This is a genomic window from Parashewanella spongiae (assembly GCF_004358345.1).
In the GTDB taxonomy this organism is placed as follows: domain Bacteria; phylum Pseudomonadota; class Gammaproteobacteria; order Enterobacterales; family Shewanellaceae; genus Parashewanella; species Parashewanella spongiae.
Genome location: NZ_CP037952.1, coordinates 162008 through 184567, shown reverse-complemented (window position 1 = coordinate 184567; position 22560 = coordinate 162008). Strand labels below are relative to the sequence as shown.

Here is a 22560-nt window from a genome sequence, read left to right as displayed (position 1 = left end):
GCGATATTTCTGTATTTGAACATGTAGTAGCTCAATCAGTATCAATTCTTAAGCTATAGCATAGAGCAATTGCTTAGAATTTATACTCAATAAGACAATTTTTTCATTTTTAATCAACTGTTTAATGATAAGATTCAATCTGAAGTGAATTCTAAGGATACAATACAACTTGGAGATTTTTCGTTGTGATCAAGCAGTCTGATGCGTTATTAAAAATTCCTGTGACTCAATTAAGCATCGGTATGTTTGTTAGCCAAATTGAAGATCGCAATAACACGATCACAATATCTAACCCAGGCCAAATACGTAGCCGAGAGGACATCATTAAACTGAAACGCAATGGCGTACTGAATACATGGGTCAATGCACTGCGTTCTGATCCATCATGCGGTTTACCAATTCCAAAACATGCTCAGCCAGAAGCACAAACCTCCACAGTTATAGAACCATTGACTCGAACACAAAAACAGGACAAATCCAAAGAACTACTAGGTGAAGCGAAAGATCTACTACGCAAAGTATTAAGTGAGACCTTCGAAGGAAAGGCTATCGAAGTCAGTCCATTTGAAGATCTTGCTGATAATATGCTTGAATCCGTGATGGGTGATCCTGACGCCCTTCGCTGTATGTCAGCATTACGCTCAAAAGATGCCTATTTACTTGAACATTCAATTAACGTTGCTTTTTTGCTGATCACATTTGGCGAACACCTTAAACTTGATAAATCAATACTGAAGCAATTTGCTATCGGTGGTCTGCTACACGATGTCGGAAAAATTTATATTGACGATAAAATTCTCCATAAACCCAGTAAATTGACAGATGACGAGTTTATTCAAATGAAAGGTCATCAGCAGCATGCTATTGAGATTATGAAGCAAACCACTGGCTTATCTCAGATCAGTAAAGACGTGTGCTTAATGCATCACGAGAAACTTGACGGTACTGGTTATCCATACGGTTTAAAGGGTGAGCAACTTCCTCATCATGGCCGTATGAGTTGCATTATCGATATCTATGATGCTCTTACTGCCACGCGGTGTTATAAAGAAGCCATGAGCCCGGCCGCCGCCTTCAAGATTTTACTCAAACTGACGCCATTTCATCTCGATAAAGCACTGGTGTATGAATTCATTCGCTGTATCGGCGTGTACCCTACAGGTTCATTAGTGGAATTATCAGACAGCCGAGTCGGTATCGTGTGGGAGTCAAAGGGTCGTGATGCTTTACATCCTATTGTAAAGTGCTTTTATTCATTGAAATATAAACATTACCTTGAAATAACGTACGTTGATTTATTAACCGCAGATGTCAATATTGAACGAGGAATATCCCCAAGCTCATTAGATGTCGATCCAAGCCCTTTTTATTAAGTAGATTATTATCCTAAGTAAATCCGTTGGGAGCGTTCATCCTAAATAAATCGGTTGGGAGCGTTCATATACGCAGAAAAAATTACTGATAGCAAGGCATGAATAGCAGCAAGTAGTGGTTACCGACATAAAAAACTGTCGTTACTTCGTTTCTACTTGCAAAATTTATAACGCAGCTAGCGGTGGTTTTGGCAAGTATATGAATGTTCAGCACTCACCTGATGGGTGAATTAGGGTTGTTTAGTTTTGTATTTAACTTCAATAGATTAAAGCTAAATTGTGCGTTCGACCGATTTATTTAGGTTCATACACGCAGAAAAATTACTGATAGCAAGGCATGAATAGCAGCAAGTTGTGGTTACCGACATACAAGACTGTCGTTACTTCGTTTCTACTTGCAAAATTTATAACGCAGCTAGCGGTGATTTTGGCAAGTATATGAATGTTCAGCACTCATCTGATAGGTGAATTCGGGTTGTTTAATTTTGTATTTAACTTCAATCAACAACCCCGCCGCAAGCAGCGGGGTATAATTTTACAGTATCGTCACTCCAGCGAAGGCTGGAGTCTAATGCCTTTGCTCTTTTCTAGAAAAGTCACTGGATACCAGCCTTCGCCGGTATGATAACAAAAGTATCTCATTGGTTACTTCGCCCCCAAGGGGCGGGGAATTAAACCCACAGAGATTAAAGTTAAATTGTGCATTGAACCGATTTATTTAGGATTATTGTAGCGGTAATTCAATCTTCACTTGTAATCCCGTAGGCGAAACCATTTCAGCCCAAACGATTCCTCGATGATGAGCGATGGCTTCTTTGGCAATCGCTAACCCTAGCCCCCAACCTCCTGAGTTTCTATCGCGCGCACTATCAGGACGGTAAAAAGGCGTAAAAATAGCCGCTAACTCAGACTCTGGTAATCCTGGACCATCATCTCGAATACCAATCAATATCGACTGCTCCTTTGTGGTTACTGTGAAATTGATGTGTTTCTCAGCGTAGCGGATCGCATTACGTAAGATATTTTCAACGCTACGACAAAACAGTATGGGGTACAGCGCTATCTCAATCTCATCGTTCATCTGCACATGTAATTGTTTATCTTGTTCACAAGCTTCAAACTCAGCATCATCAAGCAATGATAACAAGCAGTCTGACAAATTGAGTGATTGTTTTTTTTCGGTTTGATCCATGCTGGTTTTTGACAACACTAAAAGTTCTGCAATGAGTTGCTCTAACTGCTCAGATTCATAACCAATTCGTTCGGTCTCACTACTTTGCTGACCTTTCTTGTGTGCAATGGCTAATGCAAGCTGCAAGCGCGTTAATGGAGTACGTAATTCATGTGAAATATCACTGATGAGCCGTTGCTGTTGATGCATCATACTTTCGACCGAATCTGCCATACTATTAAATGCTTTTGCCAATTGCCCCATTTCGTCCGTACGCTTAACGGTAGATTCGTCCACTCGACTACCAAAATCCCCTGCAGCTAATTTATTAGCACTGGTTTTAAGCTGCTTTAACGGTTTGCCTAAATACCACGCCAACAAGCTACAAAGTAAACCAGAAAAGAATATTCCCAACCCTAATGTTAGCAGTTTGTTATCCACAAAAAACAAGAACCAAGGTTTAGGATGACTGATAGGAAGTTGACCGTATAACGCATATTCTACGTCATTCACTTTAAATCGATAAGGACCGAAAAATAATTCGGTTTTAAATTGATGCCGGATAGGTCGCTGCGCTTCTTCAGCCATCAGCATAAATCGGCGCAAGGAACGACTACGACGCATTTTAGTCACAAATTTACCGTTTTCATCGACCAAATAAAGCCGTAATTTTCGGCCTTTATATTGGCGATAATGTTTCCAATGCCTTAAACGACTTGCGGTCAGCAACTCTGGATTTTGCTGCAATTTATGACTGATTTTGAGCAATAATTGGTGCAGGTTAGGTGGCAAAGGAGCGCGATCATGATGTTGCTGCAACAAAGGCAAGGCGGCCACGAGTCCCAATGTTAATGAACTGCATAACCAAAAACCGAGCAACAATTTAATGAATAAGCGATTTGCCATTGTATTATCCTAAAGTTGTCGCTAAATACTCTCTTAATTGCTTAAGGCAGCCAAATATAACCTTTTCCACGTATGGTTTTTACCCTTGGGCGCCCATCTTTCCGAGGTGTTAATTTCCGGCGTAAATTGGATAAATGCATATCTAAACTACGATCAAACGGCATCAACTTTTTACCTAGTACAGTTAAACTTAAGGTTTCTTTACTGACCATTTCGCCGCAGCTATCAGCAATCGCATGCAGTAAAGCAAATTCACTGCCAGTAAGTAACAGCTGTGCTTTTCCGCAATAAGCTTCTTGACGCCCAACATCCAGAGTTAAATCACCATACTCAAGAATTTTACTTGATTGAGTGCCCGACTCGGTCAGCTGACTACGGCGTAAAATGGCTTTAATTCGTGCCACCAACTCTCGATCATTAAATGGCTTGGGCAAATAATCGTCGGCGCCGATCTCAAGTCCGACTACTCTATCGATGTCTTCGCCACGTGCCGTTAACATTAATACCGGTGTTTGTTTTTGCTTCCGCAGCGCTTTTAATACTTCAAAGCCATTCAATTCTGGCAACATCACATCCAGTAAAATAAGATCGAAGTGTTGCGACAAGGCAAGCGTTAATCCAGATTTACCGTCGTGAGCTAAAGTCAGTTCAAATCCTTCAAGCTCCAGTAACTGTCCCAATAATTCGGCCAGACCAAGATCATCATCAATCAACAATATTTGATGCATTGAGTTTCCTAAGCTTTCGGTTTTATTCAGTTTACCAAGTCTCATAAACCACTATCACACATCTTTACACAGCTTTACCTAAAGCCAAACCAAACTTACATTCAAAAGCGTAGACTTCATTTGTCCCAATCATTTTATTTATTTTTAGGAGTGACAGATGAAAATACTTACCAAGTGCCAAGTGGCCGCATTAACCTTAGTCATTGGCTCAGTCGCCATCGTACCTTCTGTTATTGCTCATCAAGACAGCGCCCCGCAAATGAAAGTACAAAAAAGTGAAAAAATTCACCGTACACATCATCATGGTGGTATTCACATGATGAAAATACTGCGCAAACTTGACCTGACTGACGAACAAAAGCAACAAGCTAAAGCCCTAGTAAAAGCTCATAAACAAAATACTCGTACCATAAAAGCATCCATTGAAGACCGCAAAAATTATGCTCAACAAATTCAGGCACTCATTAAAGCAGATAGTTTTGATGAACAAAGTGCCAATGCGTTGATCGCCCAGCGCTCAGAGCAACGCCAGCAACATGCTCTGAATAAATTGAAACTACAACATGACTTATACCAATTGCTGACACCAGAGCAAAAACAGCAAGCCGATGAAATGAAGCAACGCAGACACAAAAGAAGACAACATTGATTCAGCGACTCACGCTTCGATGTCCAGTATTCACCGTAAGAGCGAGCCGTTTAAATTGTACGATTAATTTTGCGGCTTCGACTCATCCCTGTAACTTTGCGCTACTGCAATAAAACTTTATTCAATTTATCCTATAATCGATAAAAATCTTGGTTTATTCGATTCGTTATGATGCAAGCAAATTCTTATGATTTTTGGGTAAAACTGGCAAGCCGAGCTTCAGTGTCTGTAGCCATCGTACTTATCATCGTTAAGGCCTTAGCGTGGTTGTATTCAGGCTCAGCCAGCATGCTGGCCTCGTTGGCGGACTCATTTGCTGATGGCGCAACGTCAATCATTAATTTCATTGCAATAAGATATGCCATCACCCCTGCTGACGACGAGCACAAGTTTGGCCACGGTAAAGCTGAATCGCTTGCGGCATTAGCGCAATCGGCTTTTATTCTTGGTACCGCTGTACTACTGCTTTTTTATGGTAGTGAGCGGCTTATCGGCCCCGTCCCCATTACCAATACCAGCATTGGTATTTCAGTCAGTGTCTTTGCGATTATTTTGACTTTTGCGTTGGTAATACTGCAACGTAAAGTGCTTGAACATACTAATAGTAAAGTTATCGCAGCCGATTCGCTCCACTACACCAGTGATATATTGCTCAACGCTACAGTTCTACTCGCGCTCGTCTTATCTCAGTATGGTTGGTGGTGGGCGGATGGTCTATTTGCTGTACTCATTGCACTTTATCTTGGCTGGCAGAGTATTGATTTAGCTTATCACTCTGTTCAGGATTTAATGGATAGAGAGTTAAGCGAGGAAATCAGACAACAGATCACTGACATCGCTACCCGCGACAATAAGGTTATTGGTATACACGATTTACGTACCCGCCAATCTGGTAAAACCGCTTTTGTGCAACTCCACCTTGAGCTTGAAGGTACACTAACCTTGCATGAAACTCACGCAATAGCCGACGCTGCCGAGAAAAAAATCGCTGAGCTATTTCCTCATGCAGAGGTGATTATTCATCAAGATCCGATTTAATACGGATTCTGTGCAAATAACACAACATCTGATTCACATGTGTCGTTTCATAACGTAATCTACTGACAAAAGCGGAATTTAAGTGCTATGAAACGATTATTAACACCTTGGTTTTTTTACATCATTTTTTATCATGTCATTACTGCTGCCAGCGGCTAATGCAGCAGAACAACTGTTATTAGATGCCCATAGAAATCGCTCTATTCCCATCGAAGTTCATCAAGCACGCAACACAAAAGGCTGCACAGCTAGCACTCCGTACCCAGTCGCATTACTGGGTTCTGGTTATGGCATTGTCCATACTCAATATCAGTTTTTGGTTGATGCATTCAATCAATTAGGCTATTTGGTTGTCACCATTGATCATGAGCTACCTCAAGATCCGCCTTTATGTAGAGTAGGCTACTGGCTTCGCTATCGCTTATCCAGCAGCCCCTCTTCGATTCCGTGCATGAGGTTTTCCCTCACACGGCTCTGTTGTTACACTTCTCTCAGCCCCTTCACTTTGCTTATCATCTTGTCGTGGGTAAATACTCAAGACCAGCTTGGCGTAATTTTTCGTAAGCACCTCGTGATAGATACTTGCTTCGACGTTGACTTAAGCGACGATGCCAGCGATAGAACCGGTTTACTACAAATCCATTTATTCTGAAAAATACACCTCTGGGATAACCTATCCCACCAAAATAGTGTTTCCATCCCCTCAGAACTTGATTAACCTTATTTATCAGTACGCCAAGTGTATTTGAGGTTCGGTGTTTCACTATGTCTCTGATTTTATTTTTCAGCTTTGTTTGGCTCTTCTTAGACGCCTCTATCTTGATGTAACTGGTGCCTTTGATGAGGCCTGTGATCCGTTGAAAGTTAAAACCGAGGAAATCAAACTCATTCATCAGCTTTCCCATATCCACACAGTGGGTTTTACTTTGATTTAGCTTCAGACCTTCATCACTTAATTGCTGTGTTATCCAGTCCAGTTGCTCTTGTGTGTAGGTTTGCTTATGAAGTACAACAAAATCATCTGCATAGGTAACGATTTTACACGGTGTTTTTTCGTGTATTTTCAAACAGAAATCGTTGAGATAGATGTTAGCCAGTAGTGGAGAGATAACTCCGCCTTGCGGAGTGCCACATCGGCTTGCTTCTATTCGCCATTTCCCGTTGACCGTCTCTATGCTGATGGGCGCTTTGATAAAGCTTTTCAGTAAACTCAGAAAGCTGCTGTCGCTTATTCGCCTTTCTACTTTTGCCATCAACTTAGCGTGCGGGATGGTATCGAAATAGGCGCTCAAGTCAGCATCAAGTACGTGCTGATAGCCTTGTTTTAGGCTCATTTCAATGACTTTTACCGCTTGCTGGGCGCTTCGACATGGACGGTAGCCATAACTGTGTTCATGTAAATGAGGTTCGTAGACGGGTTGCATCACTATTGTCATCGCCATTTGCACAATTCTGTCACTGATTATCGGGATCCCAAGTTTCCGCGTTTTGCCGTTGTCTTTGAGTATTTCTACTCGTTTGACTGGGCTAGGTCGATAGTTTTTCTGTTGTAATTGAGTTTGAATTTCTTTTAACAGCGCAACGACTTTCTTTTGCTGCTCTAGATAACTGAATGTGATGCCATCAATTCCTTAAAGTTTTCGCTGTAATATTCTGATATTTACTGGAGTGTTAGCCATATGGCAATTTCACCTCAAAAGTTACGTTAAAAAACGGGTGTAACACTGAGCCCCTTCCCTGATGTAAAGTTATGTTGTCTTCACGGTTAACGGTACTATGGGCTCATCCGACTGCCTGAGCGCCCTATCTGAAATTTCGGTTTACCTTATATTCGGATAGTGGAAGTCACTACCTTCCAACACTCAGGCTCTCCCACGTTCACTTTATTTCCTTCAATACATGCCACTTCATATTACGCCGGAAGATCAAACAGATGCATTTACCAGTTGCTTCTCTGTTTGTGTCAGGGTTCGTCAACTAGGAAAGACTCCCCATCTTCATTTTTTGATTTACGACGCTTAACTGAATTCGCTTGATGCTGCGGCCTACATTGCATCTCAACCTTTATTCAAGGCCTTTGTCACAGGGCTTCATGTCATAGCGGTTACCCATTATGCATGCCCGTCAGATTTCGGGATGAACTGGTAATTATCCCGTCAGGTACGTTTCAACCTGATGGACTTATTATAAATAATAACGTTGCTGTCTCTGGTTTATGGCCATGTAATCGCTTGGCTGCGTATACGTTGAGACAAATCCCGCAACAGAATAAAGCGCTTCGTGGCGCTCCCTAGAAACATCAGTTGACTGCATTCTCAAGCGTAGGAAAAATGCTGATATTAAGGCGTAGCTTGCAGCAAGTAGTTATTCTACTTGCAAAAGTTACAACGCAGATAGCAGCCATTTTAACAAGCTTGTGAGCGTAGAGCATTTCACTCATTGGGTGAAAAACATGATAATAAAATCATCGTATTGCTCAAACAGTTGCTCATATACTCTGCGTTCAACTGATGTTTTTAGGTTTATCAATAGAAAAATCCTATTCCATTACTAGACTCGAAAACTGGCAACGCGGGGGGCAATACTCTTGAGTACGTCAGACAAACGCTTTCAAGCCGATACCCAGCTTATCATTTTGAGAAACCGCTTTTTGTCGGCCATTCAAACGGAGGGGATATTTCGGCCTTATATACCGCGCAATATCCCCAACATGTTACTTCAGTGGTAACATTAGATCATCGCCGAGTACCCTTGCCACGCGATAAAAATATCAAAGTGTTATCGATCCGTGCCTCTGACTTTCCGGCTGATGAAGGGGTATTGTATCGTAAAGATGAGCTCGAAAACTTAACTGCGTGTGTTCACTATTGGCAATGCTCGCCACAATGATATTGCGGATTTGGGGCCGCAATGGTTAACTGAAAAGATCGCTCAGCTTATCAAAGCGAACCTAAATAATGCTTGCTAAACTCCAAGCCATTAAATACAAAATAGAGTATCAACATGATAGAAATTGGCGAAATACCGAACCTACGTGCCGCGCAAGCGTATTCTGACTACCTAAAGAGTCAAGGCATCAAGTGCGTGTTAGAGCCAATACCACAAGGGGTGATCATTCTTGTGGCTACTGAAGATGACGCCGAAATCGCCCATAAAGTATTAGAGCACTTTCTATCGCATCCAAACGATCCTAGATACTTACAAGCTTCTTGGGAACATGGCGATACACGCAATAAAATCGAATACACTTCATCGTCACGCCCTATTATCAAGCAGTTTTTAGCCAACTCAGGTCCATTGACCTTCATTATATTTATTAGTTGTATTTTGATTTTCGGCTTGATGAATCTGGGTTTTGCCAGTCAAATGTATTCCGCATTTTCCTACTTCGGCGCAACCGCCAATAACCAAGCCAATGAATTTTGGCGCTTTTTCACTCCAAGCTTACTGCATTTTTCGTTAATTCATATTCTCTCAAACTTGCTCTGGTGGTGGTACTTCGGTGGTAAAATTGAAAGATATCTTGGATTAACAAAACTACTGACATTATTAATTGTCGCCGGCACCTTGCCTAATGTTGTTCAGTACTTTCTTGCTGGTCCTAACTTCGGCGGGCTGTCCGGCGTCGTGTATGCGCTCATCGCTTATGTGGCTGTGCTCAGTGTACGTCGGCCTGATTGCGGTATACAAATTCAACCCGCTTTAGTGGTCATCACCATTGTATGGATGGTGTTAGGCTTCAGCCAAGCCTTACCGACGGCTACGGCCAACGGTGCTCACTTAGCTGGATTCATTATAGGCCTAGTTCAAGGCTGGATAGACAGCCGAAAAAGTCCTTCACGTTAGTGCTATGACTTTTTTAACCAATTTTTCTATGCCCTTGTGAGCTTCCACTATGGTGTTCGCCAACATATAAGCCGGAGTGCTGACCACTTTATTTTTGCTATCCACAACAATGTCATCCACATTAGTTTGTTGATGCTGGCCACCCATCACATCAAATGCAGCAGCCGTTTCTTCATCTGTACCGATAGTGCCAGTAGCACCTTGAGGATAGATCTTTGGGATCATCACTGGTGAAATACAAATAAAACCCACTGGTTTTTGAGCTTGTTTAAATTGATCGATAAAGGACTCAACTAATGTGGATATTTCACAATCTGCTCCATTTACTGCAAAATCACATAAATTTTTTGCCGCGCCATAACCTCCCGGAATAATAAGCGCGTCAAAATTGTCAATTTCTAATGCCGTTGTTGCAAGTACTTCACCACGTGCAATACGTGCTGACTCCACCAATACATTTCGCTTTTCCATTTCCGCTACATTTCCGCTCAAATGATCAATCACATGCATTTGTTCTTGATCTGGCGCAAAACATTGATAACTTGCACCTTCTGTTGCGATCGTTAGCAGAGTTAACACCGCCTCATTAACCTCACAACCATCGAAGACACCACATCCGCTTAATAGCACAGCCACCTTTTTCATATGAATTACCTTTTTATTTAACAAATTGTTCATTTTTTGATTGATCTGCTCGAAAAATATGCTAACTTAATTACAGCAAATATACCTACCATAAAATTGTACTGAATCAAGGATGAAACAGCTTGCAATAATAAAAGTCCACAAATTACGACTAAATTTCAATCGATTACACAACTGCATCACCAAAAGAAATTAACCACTAAAAATCAATAGGTTAAGCTTATTGCGTTTCATTGATCTGCGATCTGCTTTGGCGATCAAAAATTTAAATTCACAGACTTATCCACAAGTTATGATAGAAATTGTCGTAGCCGATTTTGCCTGTCTGTGGCATGCTATTAACTAATCAAAGCCACAAAGAAATCTTCATTACCTATGCCAACAATTGCCGATAACCCACTCGTTCTTGTCGATGGTTCTTCTTATCTCTATCGCGCTTATTATGCGCCACCGCACTTAACCAATTCGAAAGGCGAAGCCACCGGAGCTGTCTATGGTGTAGTTAATATGTTGCGCAGCTTACTCAAGCAATATTCTCCAAGCCATATAGCCGTGGTCTTTGACGCCAAAGGCAAAACATTTCGTAATGATATGTACAGTGAATACAAAGCCCAGCGTCCACCTATGCCGGATGACTTGCGTAATCAAATAGAGCCATTACACCGCATTATTAAAGCATTGGGGTTACCTCTCATTTCGATTCCGGGCGTTGAAGCCGATGACGTCATTGGCACAATCGCCACTCAAGCGAGCAAAGACGGTCGCAATGTGTTGATCAGCACGGGTGATAAAGACATGGCACAATTAGTTGACGATAATGTCACCCTAATTAACACCATGACAGATACCATCCTTGGACCTGATGAAGTCACCACAAAGTTTGGGGTTCGTCCTGATCGTATAATCGATTTACTCGCCCTAATGGGCGACAAAGCCGATAACATTCCGGGATTACCAGGTGTTGGCGAAAAAACAGCCTTAGCCTTACTCATCGGTGCTGGTAGTGTCGCAAATATACTCTCCGATCCTGACGCTGTCGTAGCCCTTGGCTTTCGAGGTTCGAAAACCATGCCAACCAAAATTCGTGATAATGCGAAGGCACTGCAATTATCTTACGAGCTTGCCACCATTAAACTTGATGTTGAACTTGAGCAAACATGGCAAGCGTTAGAACACCAACCAGCTGACAATGATGAATTAATAAAATGCTTTGGTGAAATGGAATTTAAACGCTGGCTCGCTGAATTGCTTGACAGTGGCAGTTCAAGTAATCAAATGTCCCCAACAAACAAGACGATTACTAATAACGATGATGAAATAGTCGTAGCCGAAACGATTGAAACCGATTACAGCACACTATTAACAACAGATGATCTCAATGCTTGGCTAACCCAACTTGAACAAGCATCATTAATTTGCATCGATACTGAAACAACCAGCCTTGATTATATGGATGCTCAGTTAGTCGGTCTATCTTTTGCAGTAAAAGCCGGCAAAGCTGCTTATTTACCCCTTGGACACGATTATTTAGACGCACCTGTTCAGCTTGATAAAGCTGAAACATTAGCCAAATTAAAACCACTATTAGAAAATCCGAAGATCAAAAAAGTCGGCCAGAATTTAAAGTATGATGTTGCAATTTTAGCCAACGAAGGTATCGAATTACAGGGTATTGAATTCGACACTATGCTCGAATCTTACGTGTTCAACTCCGTGGCTTCTCGTCACAACATGGACGATCTCGCTCTTAAGTATCTTGGCCACAAAACCATTAGTTTCGAAGAAATAGCTGGTAAAGGTGCTAAACAATTAACCTTTAATCAAATTCCTCTCGAAACGGCATCACCTTATGCCGCTGAAGACGCTGACATCACTTTGCGTTTGCATCAACATTTATGGACAAGACTCGAAAAATCCCCCGAGTTGGCTCGTGTATTCACTGATATTGAATTGCCTGTTTTGTCTGTATTATCAAATATGGAGCGCGGCGGTGTATTGATCGACAGCATGTTGCTCGGTCAGCAAAGCCAAGAACTTGAACAGAAGATCCACAAACTTGAACAACAAGCTTATGAGATTGCAGGCGACACCTTTAATTTAAGTTCGCCCAAACAATTACAAGTATTATTTTTTGAAAAGTTGGGTTATCCCATCATCAAGAAAACCCCTAAAGGCGCACCTTCGACAGCGGAAGAAGTCTTAGTTGAATTGGCATTAGATTACCCACTACCAAAAATCATATTGGAGCACCGCAGTTTAGCTAAGCTTAAAAGCACTTACACCGATAAGCTGCCATTAATGGTAAACGGTAAAACAGGCCGCGTACACACCAGTTATCACCAAGCTAATGCCGCGACGGGTCGATTGTCTTCGAGTGATCCTAATTTGCAAAATATTCCCATTCGTACCGAAGAAGGGCGCCGAATTCGTCAAGCCTTTATTGCACCAAGCGGTCGCAAAATGCTCGCGGCGGATTATTCACAAATTGAACTTAGGATCATGGCTCATTTATCACAAGATCGTGGTTTACTCGACGCATTCGCAGCCAACAAAGACATCCATCGTGCGACTGCTGCGGAAGTATTTGATGTACCGTTTGAAGCAGTCTCAACGGAACAACGTCGTCGTGCAAAAGCGGTTAATTTCGGTTTAATTTATGGCATGTCAGCCTTTGGCTTAGCCAAACAACTTGATATTGCACGCGCCGAAGCACAGTCTTATATTGATACTTACTTTGCTCGTTATCCGGGCGTAAAAAAGTACATGGAAGACACTCGCGCTGAAGCGGCTGAACAAGGCTACGTCGAAACCTTATTTGGTCGACGCTTATATTTACCAGAAATCAAAGCCCGAAATGCCATGCGCCGCCAAGCTGCAGAACGCGCCGCGATTAACGCCCCCATGCAAGGAACGGCCGCTGACATCATCAAAAAAGCCATGATTATTGTTGCCCATTGGATAGCGACCGAGACCAATGGTGAAATTAATATGATCATGCAAGTACACGATGAATTAGTCTTTGAAGTCGACGAAGCTCAAGCTGAAACACTTAAAGCTAAAGTCTGTGAGTTAATGGCTCAAGCTGCTCAGATAGATGTGCCATTACTCGCAGAAGCTGGTCTCGGTGATAACTGGCAACAAGCGCACTAAAAGCGGCTTGTATTCATCCAATAAATTCTACTATTTATGCGACCACTACCGCGAAAGCCAGCATGGTCGTTTAAATCTAAATTTCTACACCATTTAATCAAAAAATAACACCTATACACAAATTGATATCATTTACTGCAATTACGCGATCTATTTCACATTATTGAATCGTTTTTGAGAAAACTGTTTTTCATGAGCCAATGAATATCGTAATATCTTCGGCGTAGGGTACAGAGGTTAAGATGTTCTATCTTTCAGACCTTTTTATTTCACTTTTTAGTGAAAAGCCACATTATGGCGCCTCAGCACTTTGTTGCTGGGGCTTTTTTTATGCCCAGAGACAATCATACCCACTGCTCAATCACCCTCAATAACTCTTTTGGTTTTTCCAGTGGCAACATATGCCCTTTACCTGAAGTGCAATAAACCGAAATGTGTTGATGCTTACTCAGTCCATTTATCCATGTCTTATTAATCAAGCTGTCGGCTTCGCTGTAATAAAAACTTATTGGCATCGTCAACTTCGATAGCGGCAGGGCTAGATCTTCTCGATATGAAGTGATTTCTAATTGATTGACCAAGGTAGTTTTGCCGAGCTTGGCATCCATCTGCAACAAAGTATCAATCACATCAGCATGAACCTGTGCATCATCCACCATACTGGCGGCTTTTTTATAGCCCATACCGTTATAGCCAAACTGTTCGATAAAATTAAGCACCTGCTGGAGTTGGATTAATTCGTGAGCGTTTAACTGGCAAGGGCTGTTTGCTATAACCATTAATCGACTTACTCTCTCAGGGTGAATCATCGCGATGTGAGCGGCTAAATAACCCCCTAATGAAAATCCGAGCAGGTTGATTCTCTCGTCTGGAAGTTTAGCGATGATTTTCTCAATTAATTCATTAAAGTCAGCCGCAATAGGAATAGCTAACTGTATGAATTCAAATTGATGATTCGACTCAGACAACAGCTTTTCCCATAATTTTTCATTGCTCTGAGTGCCTGGGAGTAAATAGAGTTTTACCTTCATCCTAAATAAATCGGTTGGGAGCGTTCATATACGCAGAAAAAATTACTGATAGCAAGGCATGAATAGCAGCAAGTAGTGATTCTACTTGCAAAATTTATAACGCAGTTAGCGGTGGTTTTGGCAAGTATATGAATGTTCAGCACTCACCTGATGGGTAAATTAGGGTTGTTTAATTTTGTATTTAACTTCAATAAATTAAAGCTAAATTGTGCGTTCAACCGATTTATTTAGGTTCATATATGGATTTTTAACCCTTTCGGTGCATCTATTTCATGAATGGGTAAGAAATTTTGGTGAATACCTAAAATTGAGCAAAACGCAAAACGGCCTCGTTACTGAAGTCGTTGATAAAGGCTTCACCAATATATCTCGAATTCACCACGAAGCCGCTCTGCATGGGCATACAACTATGCGCACATGTTGTTTATGTTTATCGCTAAAAAATTTTGCCCTTAGCATTCACTTGCGTCGCGTCCAAACGACTTGGTGTCGCTTCTGCTGCCACAATGGGTTCTACGGCACGTGCGATAGTATCAATGACTTTTTTCATTGATTCTAAATCTAACGTAGACACTTCGTCACTCACTTTATGGTAATGAGGATCTTTATCGAGCTGGGTGCTACTAAAACTGTGTGCTGGCACACCTAGACGTGCGAGAGTGGCATTATCAGAACGATAAAACAGCTTCTGTTTTGGATATGGATCAGCGAAAATTTCGGTATCATGAGGTTTAAGTGCATCATTCATGATATCGCCAAGATCAGAACGTTCAATTCCGGTCATCCACACTTTACCATGACCAAATTTGGAAGGTTTACCAATCATTTCTAGATTGATCATTGCCATGATATTTTTAACTGGTAACTGTTTTGAGAAAAATTGCGACCCAAAACCACCAATTTCTTCAGCAGCAAAAGCTACAAACATCAAACTACGTTCATTGTCATTCTTGTCTTTAAAATGCTGAGCAAGGTTAATTACGGCGGTAGTGCCTGATGCATCATCATCGGCGCCATTAAATATCACATCAGTCTTTTTAGCGCCTTCCTCATCTTGTTGCAACATACCAATATGATCATAATGCGCAGAAAAAAGCACCACTTCATAATCTTTTGAACGCCCCGGTAAAAGGCCACTTACATTAGTCAGTTTTTTCTTTTCCGTCTGGCTCTGAGCTGAAATCAAAAAGTGATTCGCTTGATCTTCCTTCGTTAGCGCTAAGACCAAAGTCCCCGTATTGTCATCCGAAAGGCTGGTTTTCGGACGTTCAAAATAGTGTTTATAACGTCCAAACATTTTTTCATGAGCAACGTCGACCAATACGAGATGGTTACCACCTTGAAGGTTCAACTCCGACAGTTTTTCCCCTAAACTATCCTCAGCAGCCACTCGATGGGTTGACACATTCGTGTTGCCTTGATGCCAAGACACATTTTTAGCGGTTGTCACGATAGCAAGATGTTTATCAGCAACCACCTTACCATTAAGTGCCACATCAACTTGAGTCACTTGTCGAACATAAACAGGAAAAGTATGCTTAAACGTACCTTTGTATGGTAGTAGACCAATATTTTTAAAGCGCTGAGCTATATAATCTGCTGCTTGTTCTGCTTCAACGGTGAAACTCGCCCGCCCTTTGAGATCATCATGTGCTAAAAAAGTAATGTCTTTTTTTATCGAATCAAGGGAGATATCAGTCGCGGCCGTACTGTAACTGGTCAGAGCCAATGCTGAAAAAGTAAGAATTCGTTTCAAGTTCATAGGGCATTTTATAATTGTGTCAGGTAAAAGTATTGTGTACGTTTTTATTATGTTACTCAACTTTGATGTTGATTTAGTGATAAAGAAATCCTTCAACAATTAAAGTCCTTGCTCATTCAACAGACTCACATCATTAAAAACACATTAATCATTATTAATCAAAAAACAATAACCCACTAATATAAAAGCGATTAAATTAAATAACACTCTTATTTGTTAAGTTAAAATTTGATTCTCGAATACCTAACGAATAACTTTTTGCAATAACACTTTATACAGTACGAAGGAAAATATAAGTTGTCTGTCGAACTCCACACCTTAGCCAGAGACTTATTTACCTTTCCTGATAACCAATCACATGATTCCTATGAAATAGACCAAGCTTTCGAGTCGTTTGAAGCCAATCATACTTCGCAATCGATCTCCCAGAGTAACTTTTTTAAGGAACGCCAAGTGGTCCCTGTCAACCCAAGACTTTTCAATCAATGGCGAGCATTGGCAGCAGAACATAACTTTGAGTTTGTTTCTGCTGCCAGTCGAACACCTGAAGTTAATGAGAAATGGTTGAACCATTCTCTGTTAGATCCTCAAACAAAACAGCAAAAAAGAGAACATATCCTGCAGCTTTTTGAAATCGGTGACTTATTCTGTCGTGGCATTAATGTCGATAGTCCGACAATTGGCTGCGCAGGATTAGAGTTGGAATATCAATCTCAAAAAGTCGAACCTAGGCCGGGAACAATATTAAAAAGAGGTATGCGGGTTGAATTATTTTATCTGGAACTTCATTTAGGGCTGTACCCTGTCAAAGCATTGTATTGCTATAAAAAAGACACCTCGACCACTAGTAATACGAGCCTAACGGCTCATTTCAGGCAGCTTCATCCTAATCGCCATTGTTTGTTTGAGAAAATATCAGAGTCTGATAATCGACTCGACTCGCTATACCGCTCCAGAACTTCGGGTCATTTTAAAGAAGACGGTACTCATATGAGTGGCCATAACAAACCTGAAGAGCAAATATACTCCCAAAAAACAAACGAAACCATTATTGAAGGTTACCGAGTAGAGCAGTACCAATGTGTGATCATTCCATTCCCATGCAGTTTAAATCAACTATCTAAAAAGCTTCAGCTGAAGACAAAACTTGAGAAGGAACTGAATATCGATGAATTGCCAGTGGTATTTTACAGCTGCCAATCAGGAGAAATTAAAGAAATTGTTTTCCTTAGTGACCTAGGACTGACACATGACAATATTAATGAATTAAACTTTGGTATAAAAAAGATGAGAGTGTTTGCTGAAAAAACAGCGTCAACAAACATTGAATCACTCTTGTGCCATCTACCACCGTCTCAGCTGCTTGATTTACTGCAACACCCGCCGAGTGAACTCTCTGAAGCGATACGTGTTTTATCCACTCCATATCGCAATGCGATACTCAGTGCCGTTCGAGAAGGCAATTTAACCAAATTTGAGCTTTGCTGTGAAAATGGCGCCAATCTGAACACCACCTACTACACACACTGCGCAGGAGTCATGGGATACTTTAATCTATTCCAAATTTTGGTTCACGAGCAATATAAAGATGCAGCAGAAAGACAGCACGAACTGCACCAAATTGGCATACGCCTTTATCAACAAGGCTGCGAAGTCAAAATCGACCAGAAATTGCTTAAACAAACCCCTATACTTTGGTTATACATGGTTCAGCATCAAGAACCCATAAACTTAGAAAAAATGCCTTATAAACAAACAGAAGAATGGCAGGATTTACTATCAACAGCAATTAATCATTTTCAAAAAAATATATTTGACCAAGAGCAATTACAACAAGCTGCCCTTGCAATCAAAAACACACTTCATCTTCAACCTACTGAATTGAGAGTCTTTTTTACTGACACAATAAAAGAGAAGCTCGACATCAGTGAAATGAATGACTTTAATGTGAATAAATTAGAAGCTCACCCTATCATTCAGCTAATTAAAGCCTTATTACCGTTTGGCTTTCGTGTTGACACTCAGGAATTACGAACACAATTAGAACAAGAAAATACATCTTTACTGCATGATGAACAGTATAACCATGATCATGATATAGCCATTGTAAACAACGAATTTAAACTAGAACTTGACGTAGAAGAGGCAACTTCAGTTCCCGATACGCCTTTATTACCACCAATAATAGCAAGTACCAAACAAACAAGAATTTATTACCAAGATTTTGAAATCATCACAGGCTGTGAAATTAACCCTTTTGCGCCGCCTGAAGCAAGACTCAACCAAGGAAAGGTAAGTGCTTGGTTAATGGTGTTTCGTCAATGGTTGAGCAAACGATCAACTCGTATTCATAAAACAATCACTCCGAATTTTGTACCGTTAACTCCAATGAATGAGAATTGTTTGCTCGTTTCCAAAAACAAACCAGAGAGTTTCAACGAAGATTTTGATGAAATTAAATCAGAAGCATTTGAGACTGAACACGCGGTAACGACAAAAGATAAAATAAATAGTAAAGGTAATGTTTACTACTTTACCCATGAATTTGGCAGGCAACTTCGAGTAGGTAGAAATATGTCGGATCAAGTTGCAAAGCATCTCTACAACGAGCGTAAACAAGAAGCACTCACTTTACTCGATCAATATTATACAAAAAAACTCAATACAATTCATGACCAAAAATCCGCAAAAATAGCTTACATAGAGTGTATCGATACCATGCAACAAAATAAACCCGTCATCGATATGCCTGTAAAAACCGAAAGCCTACCTCAAACAGTAAAAAAGCCGATAAAAGTACAAAATTCCGCTCATTTTAATTGGTTGAGAAAAAGATATGACAAGTCACCTATCACTAGGAATAAAAGTTACCTAGCACTTGCTCAAACTGCTGTTCATCATTATTACTGCTCCCCCCAAGAAAAGCAGCTAGAAGTGTTAGTGTCGTCCGTAAAACCTGTTCCGGTTATGTTTAAAAAAAACCATGGTGCTGAACACGTCACTCGTACACAAATCATTGCAGAAGCCTTAATCGAACTATTTATCCTATATCAGCCAACTACTGCGGAACTGTTTATTGAGGAACCAGAATTAAAAGAGTTAATTCCTCTCGCAATGATTTACCATGACGTTGCGGCCGAAGTAACCGACAAATCAGAAGAGGAAATTCAAGCTGCGGCTATTTTCCAACGAGATATGAAAATGGCGGCTAGATATTCTTCAGCCATAACACAGCTTGTAGCTACCGCACTCAAAAACAAAGAAAGTGATTTATCTGACTGTACTCTCCCTCAGCTTTACCCCGATACATCCCCAGAATGTACCCCAGAAGAAAGAACTGTACGCCAAATAATCCGACTAGCTGATCGTATCGACGTTATCCGACTAAACCATATTTCAAAACAATGGAAAACAGATAAAGGCCTACAAAAATGGACATACTTCCAATCAGAGCTGCTTGATTTACCCGAAGCAATGGAACAAGACTCAGTCTTTAAAGCAACCTTTATGAGCCTAATGGAAGGCGCTAAAGATCTTGCTTATGTCACAGGAGGCATGCCTAAAAGCGACAAAAGCCATACAGGTTCTTATATAGAGCGATATAAGCTTGATGTAAGCAATGAAAAGCGAAAATTGAAGATCACTCGAGCAACCAGTGCTTATGATTGTACAATGCAAGCACTGGACGATAACGTACGCCGAGCAATAGCAAAACAAGCAGAGTTAATGACCTGCACTGAAGATCACAGTAAAGAAGCATTGAAACAAACAAACGGGCGAGCAGCCTGTTTACGCACAAAAGATGGTAAAGAATACTTATCCAGTATCCATAACGAAATCGAATTGCGTCAAATTCGCGTACCAACAAAAATGACAGTGCTTGAAAAACTGACCTTTGAGCACGGAGATATCACTACATTAGAACCACAATTAAAAATTGAAATAGAAGAGGAAATCCGCAGATTAAAACAAAACGGGATCCTTCCTCTTACGGGGACATTAACTCAGCATTTGCTTTGTTCCCCTACGGTGACAAAAAAGCTTGAAGATGATTATGGTTTAGTAGTGAAACCAGAGCAACGATTTCATGGTTATGACGCCCAAAATAACCCTCAATTTGTCACTGTCTATCATCCAGAAAAGAAACTTTACGGATGATTTTTCTATACCCATAAACTCATCATGAAAATCAACACAAACATAAACAGATTCAACCGCATCAAAAAGATACATTAATTAATACCAATTACAGTAATTAAATTCCCAACTCAGAGTTATGTATGTGTTCAAAGTACAAGTGAAATTGATGAAGACATAGTTATTACCGACATACAAAACTGTCGTTATTACATTGCTACGTTGAGACAATTTTGCGTAGTAATTTGAACACATACACGCTCCCGAAGGGCAAGGCTAAAGGATTCCATTACTAGGTTACAAGTTTTTGAATTATCCCGATAGTACTTCAAACTTGCGCCTTGTACTGAAATCCTTTAGCTCTTGCTGAGTGGGAAGTTAATTACTGTAATTGGTATAAAATTCTCTATAACGCTTATACCTTGCCAATTATGCGGATTAAGAATACAATCTATGACCGATTTTTTACCTGTTCAAGGCAAATAGGCAATGACATAGGTAGAAATGTGGTAATTTAACCATGTTTCATAGCGTAGCTAATCTTGCAATTTAAGAGATTAAATACGAATAGCGTAAATAGGCTTAAGAGATAAGCTCAGGTCGTACTAAGTAACGGAACTAACCGATGACAACGAATACTGAAAACCAGAGTAACCCTCTGGATATTGTTAAGTGGGGCATCGCCATTATTTTGCTGGCAGCAGCAATAATTGGCAATCAAATGTATAGCGAAGCAAGTGTACTTGTTCGTGCTGGTGGCGTTGTTGTGGCGTTTGCCATTGCTGGCGTTATTGCTTTGCAAACCGCGAAAGGTAAACAAGCGCTGGAATTTGCTCGTGAAGCGCACATTGAAGTTCGAAAAGTCATCTGGCCGACACGTCAGGAAGCGCTGAACACAACCTTTATTGTTCTTGCCGCAACAGCCATTTTAGCTGTTATTTTATGGCTAATGGACATGGTGTTATTAGAAATAGTCAACTTTATTACTGGCGTATAGGCACTTAGCATGACAGAAGCTATTGAAGCTAAAAAAAGATGGTATGTAGTTCAAGCATTCTCCGGCTATGAAGGTCGTGTTTGCAAGTCATTAATCGAACATATCAAAATGCACAATATGGAACACTACTTCGGCGAAATTCTTGTTCCGACCGAAGAAGTTGTGGAAATGCGTGCAGGCCAACGCCGCAAAAGCGAGCGTAAGTTCTTCCCCGGCTATGTATTAGTTCAAATGGAAATGAATGACGAAAGCTGGCATTTAGTGAAAAGCATTCCACGTGTTATGGGTTTCATTGGTGGCACTTCAGATCGTCCTGCACCCATTACTGATCGTGAAGCTGATGCGATTTTATCTCGTCTTGCTGAAACTACTGAGTCACCGACTCATCGCGTCATCTTTGAACCCGGTGAAGTGGTTCGAGTTATCGAAGGACCTTTTGCTGACTTTAACGGAACCGTTGAAGAAGTTGATTACGATAAGAGCCGAGTTAAAGTGTCAGTAATGATCTTTGGTCGCTCAACTCCAGTTGAATTAGATTTTGGCCAAGTAGAAAAAGGTTAATTTCAGTTCTTCTTAAGCTTCAAGAGAAATTTGTAAACGGTGGCGACTATCGGTATAATTCGCCACCGTTGTTTTAAGGGGAGCTACAAACATAGTGTTTGATAGCGTTTGCACCCAAACTGAGGAAAGTCAAAATGGCTAAAAAAATTGATGGTTACATCAAACTTCAAGTAAAATCTGGCTCTGCCAATCCGTCACCACCAGTTGGTCCAGCTTTGGGTCAAAAAGGTGTGAACATCATGGAATTCTGTAAAGCGTTTAACGCACGTACAGAAAAAATGGAAAAGGGTATGCCAGTACCCGTAGTGATCACAGTTTACAACGATCGCTCATTCACGTTCGAAACCAAAACTCCACCTGCATCTTTCTTGCTTAAGAAAGCGGCTGGTCTTAAGTCAGGTTCTTCTCGTCCTAACACTGAAAAAGTGGGCACGATTAAACGCGCTGCTGTGCAAGAAATTGCTGAGCTAAAAGCGATAGACATGACAGGTGCTGATATTGATGCGATGACTCGCTCAATTGAAGGTACTGCACGTTCAATGGGTTTGGTAGTAGAGGATTAATAG

16 protein-coding genes are annotated in these 22560 nt (G+C 40.9%); 10 read left to right on the top strand and 6 right to left on the bottom strand.

The window, feature by feature from the left end:
- The first annotated feature begins 185 nt into the window (after positions 1 to 185).
- On the top strand, positions 186 to 1373 hold the full coding sequence (locus tag E2I05_RS00735; RefSeq protein ID WP_279387039.1) for a cyclic di-GMP phosphodiesterase: 1188 nt from the start codon (positions 186 to 188) through the stop codon (positions 1371 to 1373).
- 724 nt (positions 1374 to 2097) lie between these two features.
- Here the strand turns inward: E2I05_RS00735 and E2I05_RS00730 are convergent.
- Positions 2098 to 3450, bottom strand: coding sequence for an ATP-binding protein (locus E2I05_RS00730; protein ID WP_121854278.1), 1353 nt, complete (start codon positions 3448 to 3450; stop codon positions 2098 to 2100).
- Between the two features lie 41 nt (positions 3451 to 3491).
- The gene (locus E2I05_RS00725; RefSeq protein WP_121854283.1) at positions 3492 to 4178 is read right to left on the bottom strand and encodes a response regulator; all 687 of its coding nucleotides are present in this window, start codon (positions 4176 to 4178) and stop codon (positions 3492 to 3494) included.
- Between the two features lie 157 nt (positions 4179 to 4335).
- On the opposite strand from E2I05_RS00725, the gene E2I05_RS00720 reads away from it, so the two are divergent.
- The gene (locus E2I05_RS00720; RefSeq protein ID WP_133309414.1) at positions 4336 to 4827 is read left to right on the top strand and encodes a Spy/CpxP family protein refolding chaperone; all 492 of its coding nucleotides are present in this window, start codon (positions 4336 to 4338) and stop codon (positions 4825 to 4827) included.
- 168 nt (positions 4828 to 4995) lie between these two features.
- Positions 4996 to 5865, top strand: coding sequence for a cation efflux pump FieF (fieF, locus tag E2I05_RS00715; RefSeq protein WP_121854280.1), 870 nt, complete (start codon positions 4996 to 4998; stop codon positions 5863 to 5865).
- A 512-nt stretch (positions 5866 to 6377) separates the two neighbouring features.
- Here fieF and ltrA read toward each other — a convergent pair.
- On the bottom strand, positions 6378 to 7484 hold the full coding sequence (gene ltrA / locus E2I05_RS00710) for a group II intron reverse transcriptase/maturase (RefSeq protein ID WP_280525323.1): 1107 nt from the start codon (positions 7482 to 7484) through the stop codon (positions 6378 to 6380).
- Positions 7485 to 8406: 922 nt separating this feature from the next.
- On the opposite strand from ltrA, the gene E2I05_RS22885 reads away from it, so the two are divergent.
- Positions 8407 to 8754 (top strand): alpha/beta fold hydrolase, encoded by a 348-nt coding sequence (locus tag E2I05_RS22885; RefSeq protein WP_121853738.1) that lies wholly within the window; start codon positions 8407 to 8409, stop codon positions 8752 to 8754.
- Positions 8755 to 8868: 114 nt separating this feature from the next.
- Complete coding sequence (gene glpG, locus E2I05_RS00700; protein ID WP_121853739.1) at positions 8869 to 9711, top strand: rhomboid family intramembrane serine protease GlpG; 843 nt, start codon at positions 8869 to 8871, stop codon at positions 9709 to 9711.
- Here glpG and elbB read toward each other — a convergent pair.
- Complete coding sequence (gene elbB, locus E2I05_RS00695; RefSeq protein WP_121853740.1) at positions 9703 to 10356, bottom strand: isoprenoid biosynthesis glyoxalase ElbB; 654 nt, start codon at positions 10354 to 10356, stop codon at positions 9703 to 9705. The genes glpG and elbB overlap by 9 nt on opposite strands.
- Before the next feature lie 375 nt (positions 10357 to 10731).
- Here elbB and polA point away from each other — a divergent pair, with 375 nt between their 5' ends.
- Entirely contained in the window at positions 10732 to 13506 is a 2775-nt protein-coding gene (polA, locus tag E2I05_RS00690) for a DNA polymerase I (protein ID WP_121853741.1), read from the top strand.
- A 344-nt stretch (positions 13507 to 13850) separates the two neighbouring features.
- Here polA and E2I05_RS00685 read toward each other — a convergent pair whose 3' ends face one another.
- A complete protein-coding gene (locus E2I05_RS00685; protein ID WP_165905494.1) occupies positions 13851 to 14474 on the bottom strand; it encodes an alpha/beta fold hydrolase in 624 nt (207 codons plus the stop codon).
- 499 nt (positions 14475 to 14973) lie between these two features.
- Entirely contained in the window at positions 14974 to 16299 is a 1326-nt protein-coding gene (locus E2I05_RS00680) for a M20/M25/M40 family metallo-hydrolase (RefSeq protein WP_121853743.1), read from the bottom strand.
- Between the two features lie 297 nt (positions 16300 to 16596).
- Here E2I05_RS00680 and E2I05_RS00675 point away from each other — a divergent pair, with 297 nt between their 5' ends.
- The 4 genes from E2I05_RS00675 (at position 16597) to rplK (ending at position 22557) form a co-directional block, all read left to right on the top strand.
- Positions 16597 to 20457, top strand: coding sequence for a hypothetical protein (locus tag E2I05_RS00675; RefSeq protein WP_121853744.1), 3861 nt, complete (start codon positions 16597 to 16599; stop codon positions 20455 to 20457).
- 604 nt (positions 20458 to 21061) lie between these two features.
- Complete coding sequence (gene secE, locus E2I05_RS00670) at positions 21062 to 21433, top strand: preprotein translocase subunit SecE (RefSeq protein ID WP_121853745.1); 372 nt, start codon at positions 21062 to 21064, stop codon at positions 21431 to 21433.
- 9 nt (positions 21434 to 21442) lie between these two features.
- The gene (nusG, locus tag E2I05_RS00665) at positions 21443 to 21994 is read left to right on the top strand and encodes a transcription termination/antitermination protein NusG (protein ID WP_121853746.1); all 552 of its coding nucleotides are present in this window, start codon (positions 21443 to 21445) and stop codon (positions 21992 to 21994) included.
- 134 nt (positions 21995 to 22128) lie between these two features.
- Positions 22129 to 22557: a 50S ribosomal protein L11 gene (rplK, locus tag E2I05_RS00660; protein WP_121853747.1), complete on the top strand. Its 429-nt coding sequence runs from the start codon at positions 22129 to 22131 to the stop codon at positions 22555 to 22557.
- Positions 22558 to 22560 lie beyond the last annotated feature (3 nt).